Genomic DNA, 8,138 nt, shown 5'->3' with positions numbered 1-8,138 from the left:
GGTGTGAACCGAACGCAGGCCCGCGTCGTGGTTCTCGACAGATTTTGGTGGAATATCGGTCACCGCAGCTGTGGCCCGCATGAGGAGAGAATCGGATCGGCGCGGAAGTTTGCCTGACCGATAGTCGCAAAACGCAGTGCGGTTATAGTTGAGTAGGCCGGATCAAGCAAACGTCGCGAACGCCGGATCGGCCAACGCAGTGAATCATTTGACATCGGTTCAAGGCGAATGTGGAAAGGCACCGTTTACGCCGCTCCGGCATGATCCTGTGTCCTTCCCCCCCCTTTTCGATTTTGCGTGTTCGGAGACAAACATTTTGTCGAGTTCGGAATTTCAAGACGCTGATTCGCCCGAATCCGATATGCCCGAATCCGATTTACCGGATTCTGAACTGCCGGATTCTGGGCTGCCGGAGGGGGTAGAGGAGACGCCGATGGCCGCGAAGTCGAATTATCGCGGTCCGATGGTCAGCGTTCGCGAGTATGGGGATGCGTTTTCGGCCGAAACGACTCGAATTCGCTTGGCCGCCGCCGGGATTCGCTCGCTAGTCACAGGGACCGATGCCGCAGTGGCGCTCAGCATGGGCGGCGCCGGAACCGACCGCTTGGTGCGGATCGAAGTGGCACCCGCCGACTACCAGCGGGCCATCGAATTGTTGGCGGCCGACGAGCGGTTGATTCAAAGTGTGGGGCCCTGGATTTGCTCGCGATGCGATGAACAGAACGAACCCGCGTTTGAAGTCTGCTGGAGTTGCAACAAGCGACGTAGCGAGGACGATGCCAGCGGACGCCACGATCCCAACCGTGATGAAAATATCTCATCAAAATTAGGTGCCGGTGACTTCGTCCACGAAACGTCGGCGGATCCGATTGCCGTTTCAGCCAATCCCTATCAGCCACCGAACCCAATTTCGGATCTGCCGAAACATCCGCCCGCGATGCCAAGCGATCGCCCCGATGTCGTAGACGATCTAGACGAAACGGTCGCTGAATGGGTCAAGCGAGCTTATTTGTCGTCGATCGTAGGCGTCTTGGTTTTTCCACCGCTGCTGAACTTTTATTCGCTGTACGTCACGCTTACCATTCCCACGACTGCCTATCGTGATACCCGGGCGCGGAGAAAGTTGATCTTTGCTTGGGTTGTCAATTTGTTATGTATTCCGCTGGGCAGTTGGTTTTGGCTCAGCATGTGACGATCGTTTTGGTCATTTTGATATGAGGCAATGTGACCTCGGTAAACGGCTCTCCGGTGACCGCATAACCAAGCCGCTCGTAGAACCTCCGGGCAACCTCGCGAGCATGCAGTTCAATGCATTGCACCCCCATGGTTTTCAATTCCAATTCAACGCGGCTAACCAGATCGGATCCGATGCCGCGACCTTGCAATGTCGCATCGACTGCCATTTGGCGGATCTTTGCTTTCTGTGGTGACACCAGCATCACCGACACACAGGCGAGCAATGCATTGCCACCGAGCATGCCGAAATGCAGTTGATCATGTTCCGCAGCAATCTGAGTCGAGCTGAATGCCAGCCCCAGCGGTTGACGCAGCACCGCGTGCCGCAGCGCAATCGCTTGACGATACAGATCAGACTGAAATTCGATGCGAACGAATTCGAGAGAGGAGGGTGAGGCACTTTCACTCGGCATAACATCACTGAGATACAAAAGCGAGGTCGATCGACAATCGGTTGCAGCTGGGAACTTAATTGAATCTCGCATAGACCACTGCGGCCACAACGATCAGATTCACGGTAGCGGCCATTGCGAACTGGATTCGATACGATCGTTTGTAGGTTTTGTGACGCAGCCAACGGCCCGCGACTAAACCCCCCGGCCATCCGCCAACAAGCGACCGCCCCAGTAGCGTTCGCTCGGGAATCCGACGTCGATCCGTTTGTGCAGCTCGTTTGTCCCAGGCGTACAGAATCGCGGTGATCAAACTTGCTACCAGTGTCCAAATTGTGAAACCGATTAACATGAGCGGATACTTTCCCAGACCTTTTTTATTTTGAGCTCTTTGTAATGTCGTCTCGTTCTGGCCAATCTCGTCCGCGTCGCGGATCCTCACGTCCTGCGGTTTCAGGGTCCGGTACGTTTGGTGGCGGATTAAAAGGGGTGAGGGATTGCATGACCCCCGAAGATTATTTCGGCGTTTTAGAGCATTGGTTGGCGTTGGAAGGCGAAGCCGAACGCGCTCGTATGGCGCTGCGACGGCAAATGCGTTCACAACGAGACGTCGAAAGTACCGGGGAAACTGTTGTTTCGCTACACATGTCCGACCACAAAACGGGGCTGGCAGGCCGATTGCTACTGGATTTTGTCAAACCTCACGGCGAACCGTTACCGATGAACCGTTTGAAAGTCGGTTCTCCGGTCGTGGTCTCGGATTGGTCCGATGCCTCCGATGAAGGCATTCCCGGCGTTGTCAGTCGCCGCAAACACAACACGATCCAGGTGGCGACCGAGCAGTGGCCTGCCGGGTCGACGTTTCGCATCGATCTTTCGCCCGATGAAACGACCCGTCGACGCCAATTGGCGGCCATGGCAAAAGCTCAAACGGCGACCGCTCGCACCGGCCGGCTTCGTGACGCGTTGTTGGGGTTCCGCCCGATTCGGTTTACCGATTTGCCCGATGTCCAATTTTTGACCGATTTGAATCCGCCACAACAAGACGCGGTGCGTTTCGCAATGTCGGCACAGGACGTCGCCATTTTGCATGGACCTCCGGGAACTGGAAAAACAACGACGATCGCCGAGGTCATTTATCAAGCCGTCGCTCGAGGCGAACGCGTGTTGGCATGTGCCCCAAGCAACACCGCAGTCGACAATCTGCTCGAACGCTTGGTGGCGATCATGCCCAATGTGTTGCGGGTCGGACATCCGGCGCGAGTGTTTGAATCGCTTCGAGGACATACGCTCGATGAACTCGTCGATGCGGACCCCTCGACCGAGATCGTTCGCGATATGCGTCGTGAATTAGAACATTTGATGCGTGCGGCGGCCAAGAAACCGCGAGGCCGCGAAGGTTATCGTCGCAAAGGCGAATTGTATGCCGAAGCAGGACAACTACGCGGCCAAATCCGATCGCTCGAACGCAGCGTCATCCGCAGCGTGATCGATTCATCCGATGTCGTTTGCACCACCACCACGATCGACGACGAACTGTTATACGACCAAAACTTTGACTTGGTCGTGATCGACGAAGCGTGCCAGTGTACTCAGCCCAGCGTATGGCAAGCGGTATTGCGAGCGGAACGCTTGGTCTTGGCCGGCGACCATTGCCAATTGCCGCCAACGGTGCTGAGTGACGAAGCATCGCGAGCCGGCATGAAAGAATCGCTGATGCAGTTGCTTGTTGAGCGCGAAGGCGAATCGGTGTTCCGCCGCTTGGTGGTCCAGTACCGGATGAACGAAACGATTATGAATTTTTCCTCCAATGAATTTTATGAGGGCACCCTGATCGCCGACGCGTCGGTTCGTGCTCACCAACTGAGCGATTTGCCCGACGTCAACGAAAGTGAACTGACGACCCAGCCCATCGAGTTCATCGACACCGCCGGTGCGGAGTTCGACGAAGCATTGGAACCGGATGGTCAGAGCAAATTGAATCCTAAAGAAGCCAATTTGATCATTCGATTGATTCGCGAGTTTCTTGATGCCGGAGTCCAGCCGGAACAGATCGCCGTGATCGCGCCCTATGCAGCTCAGGTGCGACTGCTGCGTTCTCGGTTAGAGATGCCCGAACTTGAAATTGACACGGTCGACGGTTTTCAAGGTCGTGAGAAGGAAGTGGTGTTGTTGACGATGGTCCGCAGCAATGATCGAGCCGAGATTGGTTTTCTGAGCGACACGCGGCGGACCAATGTGGCGCTGACGCGAGCGCGTCGCAAAATGATCATGGTGGGCGACAGCGCCACATTGGCCAGCCACGATTTTTACGCCTCACTGCTGAAATATTTCGAAGACGCCGACGCCTATAAATCGGTCTGGCAGTATGGCGATGTCTAGTCGTTTCCATTTTTCCTTCTTAATCTTAATCCTAATCCGACTCTTAATCTCCTGCGGCTACATGCGAGTACTGCGGAGAGGTTGCTCGGACGGGATGTAGGAACCTATTTCGCCGTCGGACCAATTTGGGCGTTGGCGCCGGTTGTTGATGCCACGAACCTCGGCTAACGCCGTACGGATCGTTTGCTAAGGGGAACTCGAATGCCGCAGACGTATAGCTACGTCCACTACAAACGATCCTATTTTTGCTGAGACAACGTGCCGGTCGCCTCCCCTTCTTTTTGACCGCTTGGGGGTTTAGGTAATTTGGCGATTGTGCTTGCTTTGGTTGCCTCGGAAACAGTACAAGCGAGGTTATGAGCGCGAGTTACTATTTATCGTGTCTTTGGCCTGGATTGCCAGAGTTGTGGTGGCGTGGCCGGATGGCTTCGTTACCGCTGGCGATTGCATTTTGCCTAGCGCTGAATAGTTTTTTTGTCTTCGGATGGCTCTATCCCAACTGGATCTCGGGCGGATTGTTCTGGATGGCGACGCTTGTGGGCGTCACGGTGTGGGGTTTCTACGTGGTCCGTGGATTGCGGGAATTGCCCGAATTGATTCATCCTCGCAAAGCAAGTGAGGAGCCGGATCGCTTTGGCGAAGCTCATGCCGCCTATTTGCGAGGCGATTGGGAAGCGGCCGAGAAATTGCTGACTTCCGTGTTAGCGATCGAGCCCCGCGATCCTCCTGCGCTATTGATGCTATGTGCCGTTTATCGCAAGCTTGACCAATTAGACCACGCTACAGTTCTGATTAACGAAATCAGCCGACTCGAAGTGGCAGATCCATGGTGGGTCGAAGTGGAAACCGAGCGGAAACGCATTCGCCGTGCGATGGCGGCGGAAGCGGAATCGAAGGACAGAACCAAGAGTGACGCGCGAGAGAATCCGGCCAACGACGAAGCAGCCCCCCCTGAAGACGCTGCCGATATGACAGAAGACCGCGCAACCGCTGCTTAATGCTAGCTTTTTAACTCCGGCTACGTCGCTGTCAGTGCGTGATGGGTTGAAGTTCTGCAAGAAAACTTCGTCGAGTTTTTTCAGACAATTTGCACGCGATCGCCCTCTTTTCTGGTTTCCTACGTCAAGCTCCTATCCCCGGCCTTTGACCTAACCGATAGAATCAGACATAGAGTCAAAAGTCATTGCGTTTGACTGAGGATCATTCCGTAATCGTCGTTGCGAATCAGACCGCCATTGCCATCAAGTGTAAAAGTGGCGTACGGTTTGCTTAACTGACTCATTGCGAAATGTATCGCCAGTTTGACAGCCTGGGTAAACGAGATAATAGATATGTACGAACGCTTTACCGACCGCGCCCGAAAAGTCATGCAATTGGCTAATCAGGAAGCACAGCGGTTTAACCACGAATACATCGGCACCGAGCACATATTGTTGGGCTTGGTCAAAGAGGGCAGTGGTGTTGCCGCCAATGTGCTAAAGAACCTCGAAGTCGATTTGCGAAAAATTCGACTTGAAGTCGAGAAACTTGTCCAAAGTGGTCCTGAAATGGTCACCGTCGGCAAGTTGCCCCAAACGCCGCGTGCCAAGAAAGTCATCGAGTACTCGATGGAAGAAGCACGCAATTTGAACCACAGCTACGTTGGGACCGAGCACATTCTGCTGGGACTGCTGCGTGAGCAGGAAGGCGTTGCGGCTCAGGTTCTGATGAATCTAGGGCTGAAGCTCGAAGACGTTCGCGAAGAGGTCTTGAATCTTTTGGGCCATGGCCTCGAAGGTGCCGAGGTTGGCGAACGTGGTGGTCGCAGCGGCGATGGCGAAAGCAGCGGCAGTTCCTCTGGCAAGAGCAGCAAGAGCAAGACTCCGGCTCTGGACAGCTTCGGTCGCGATTTGACCGAGTTGGCCAAGAAGGGCGAATTGGATCCGGTGATCGGACGTGAACGAGAAATCGAACGTGCGATTCAGATCCTTTGCCGCCGAACCAAGAACAACCCCGTGCTCTTGGGTGAAGCCGGTGTCGGTAAGACCGCGATCATCGAAGGCTTTGCACAGAAAGTGATCGAAGGCGAAGTGCCTGAGATTTTGGCCGAGAAGCGAATCGTGGTATTGGACTTGGCGATGATGGTCGCGGGAACAAAGTACCGCGGTCAATTCGAAGAGCGAATCAAAGCGGTCATGACCGAAGTTCGCCGCGTCAAGAATACGATCTTGTTCATCGACGAGCTGCACACGCTGGTCGGTGCCGGTGGTGCCGAAGGCGCGATCGACGCCGCCAATGTCTTGAAGCCTGCACTCGCTCGAGGTGAGATCCAGTGCATCGGTGCGACGACCTTGGACGAGTACCGCAAGTACATCGAAAAGGACAATGCACTCGCACGACGTTTCCAAGAGATCATTGTCGAGCCGACCGGCAAGGTCGAAACAATTGCGATCCTCAAAGGACTCCGCGAACGTTACGAAGAACATCACCGTGTTCAATTCACCGACGACGCGATTGTTGCCGCAGTCGAAATGAGCGAACGTTACATCACCGCACGCTGCTTGCCCGACAAGGCAATCGACGTGATCGATGAAGCGGGGGCTCGGGTCCGACTTCGTACGATGACGCGTCCACCGGATTTGAAGGAAATCGACGAAGAAGTCGAAAAGCTGAACAAGGAAAAAGAGGACGCGGTCGCGAACCAAGACTTCGAAAAAGCCGCCAATCTGCGTGATCAGGCTGAAAAACTTCGCAAGAAGAAAGACCAGATCACTGCCGAGTGGCGTCAAAAGAGTCAGCAGACCGACGGCGTTGTCGACGAAGAAGTGATCGCCGAAGTGGTCAGCAAGATGACCGGTATTCCGTTGACGCGTTTGTCGACCGAAGACAGTCTGCGGTTGATGAAGATGGAAGAAGAACTGCACAAGCGAGTCGTTAGCCAAGAGCAAGCCGTTACCGCGGTGGCCAAGGCGGTGCGACGTAGCCGTAGCGGTTTGAAAGATCCACGACGTCCGACCGGATCGTTCATTTTCGCTGGTCCGACCGGGGTTGGTAAAACGTTGCTTGCCAAGGCACTTGCCGAATACATGTTCGGTGACGCCGAAGCACTCGTGCATATCGACATGAGCGAGTACATGGAAAAGCACAACGTCAGCCGTTTGATTGGTGCCCCTCCGGGATTTGTCGGCTACGAAGAAGGCGGTCAGTTGACCGAAAAAATTCGTCGTCGTCCGTACGCGGTGGTCTTGTTCGACGAAATCGAAAAGGCTCACCCGGACGTGTTCAACATGATGCTACAGGTGATGGAAGAAGGGCGTTTGACCGACTCGTTCGGTCGTAACATCGACTTCCGTAACACGATCCTGATCATGACCACCAATGCGGGTGCTGAAGCGATCAAGAACGAATCGTCGTTTGGTTTCCAAAAACCGGACGGGGATGCCAGTTACGATTCGATGAAGAGCCGCGTGATGGATCAGATCGAACGCGTATTCCGACCCGAGTTTTTGAACCGGTTGGACGACACGATCATCTTCCGTCACTTGACTAAGGAAGACCTCAAATCGGTTATCGACTACGAATTGTCCAAGGTTCGCGAACGTTTGCTCGAACGCGGTTTGGCAATCGAATTGACCGACGATGCGAAAGAATTCTTGGTCAAGAAGGGCAGCAACCTCGATTACGGTGCACGTCCGCTTCGCCGAGCGATCGAACAACGTATCGAAGATCCGCTCAGCGAAGAGTTGCTGCAAGGCGCCTTCGAAGGCAAGGACACGATTGTGATCGATGCCTTCAAAGGCAGCGATGGCAAAATCACTCGTCTTGATTTCAAAGGCGAGAAACGCGGATTGTCTGAGCCAAGCGAAACGGTCAGTGCCGGTGTCGGCGAAGACAAAGGCGACTCGGAAAAATCCGAGGGCAACGATTCCTAGTCATCGCTAAGAACTCGTGAGAATCAAAATCAAAGGGCAGACGTGCAAGCGTCTGCCCTTTTTTTGTTGCACCTTCCTTAACAGCAAGCGGATTTTTTAAGCGGTGCGGCGCAAGCCCAATGCCATCTACTTTGGCACTAAACGAGTGGCGTTTGTAGCGGTGCGGCGCAAGCCGCCCGGTCTAAACCGAACGTTTTACTTGCCGCCACCGGACGGA

Annotated in this window: 6 protein-coding genes; 4 read left to right on the top strand and 2 right to left on the bottom strand. The window is 54.5% G+C overall.

Going from position 1 to position 8,138, the window contains the following annotated elements; genetic code table 11:
- Positions 1-316: 316 nt before the first annotated feature.
- The gene (locus RMSM_RS27830) at positions 317-1,192 is read left to right on the top strand and encodes a putative signal transducing protein (protein WP_144058018.1); all 876 of its coding nucleotides are present in this window, start codon (positions 317-319) and stop codon (positions 1,190-1,192) included.
- Here the strand turns inward: RMSM_RS27830 and RMSM_RS27825 are convergent.
- Together RMSM_RS27825 and RMSM_RS27820 are read right to left on the bottom strand one after the other, a co-directional pair.
- Positions 1,182-1,649: a GNAT family N-acetyltransferase gene (locus tag RMSM_RS27825; protein WP_008704963.1), complete on the bottom strand. Its 468-nt coding sequence runs from the start codon at positions 1,647-1,649 to the stop codon at positions 1,182-1,184. The two genes, RMSM_RS27830 and RMSM_RS27825, sit on opposite strands and share 11 nt — an antisense overlap.
- A gap of 55 nt (positions 1,650-1,704) precedes the next feature.
- Positions 1,705-1,980, bottom strand: a complete 276-nt coding sequence (locus tag RMSM_RS27820; protein ID WP_008704962.1) for a DUF1294 domain-containing protein — start codon at positions 1,978-1,980, stop codon at positions 1,705-1,707.
- Between the two features lie 44 nt (positions 1,981-2,024).
- Here RMSM_RS27820 and RMSM_RS27815 point away from each other — a divergent pair, with 44 nt between their 5' ends.
- From RMSM_RS27815 to RMSM_RS27805, 3 genes are all read left to right on the top strand, one after another.
- Positions 2,025-4,010: an AAA domain-containing protein gene (locus RMSM_RS27815; protein ID WP_008704961.1), complete on the top strand. Its 1,986-nt coding sequence runs from the start codon at positions 2,025-2,027 to the stop codon at positions 4,008-4,010.
- Positions 4,011-4,366: 356 nt separating this feature from the next.
- The gene (locus tag RMSM_RS27810; RefSeq protein ID WP_052031837.1) at positions 4,367-5,008 is read left to right on the top strand and encodes a tetratricopeptide repeat protein; all 642 of its coding nucleotides are present in this window, start codon (positions 4,367-4,369) and stop codon (positions 5,006-5,008) included.
- Between the two features lie 333 nt (positions 5,009-5,341).
- Positions 5,342-7,921: an ATP-dependent Clp protease ATP-binding subunit gene (locus RMSM_RS27805; RefSeq protein WP_008704953.1), complete on the top strand. Its 2,580-nt coding sequence runs from the start codon at positions 5,342-5,344 to the stop codon at positions 7,919-7,921.
- The last annotated feature ends 217 nt before the right edge of the window (positions 7,922-8,138 follow it).

The organism is Rhodopirellula maiorica SM1 (genome assembly GCF_000346295.1).
GTDB classification, from domain to species: Bacteria; Planctomycetota; Planctomycetia; order Pirellulales; family Pirellulaceae; genus Novipirellula; species Novipirellula maiorica.
Note: the sequence above shows the minus strand (reverse complement) of the source record. Positions and strands in the feature narration are given on the sequence as shown.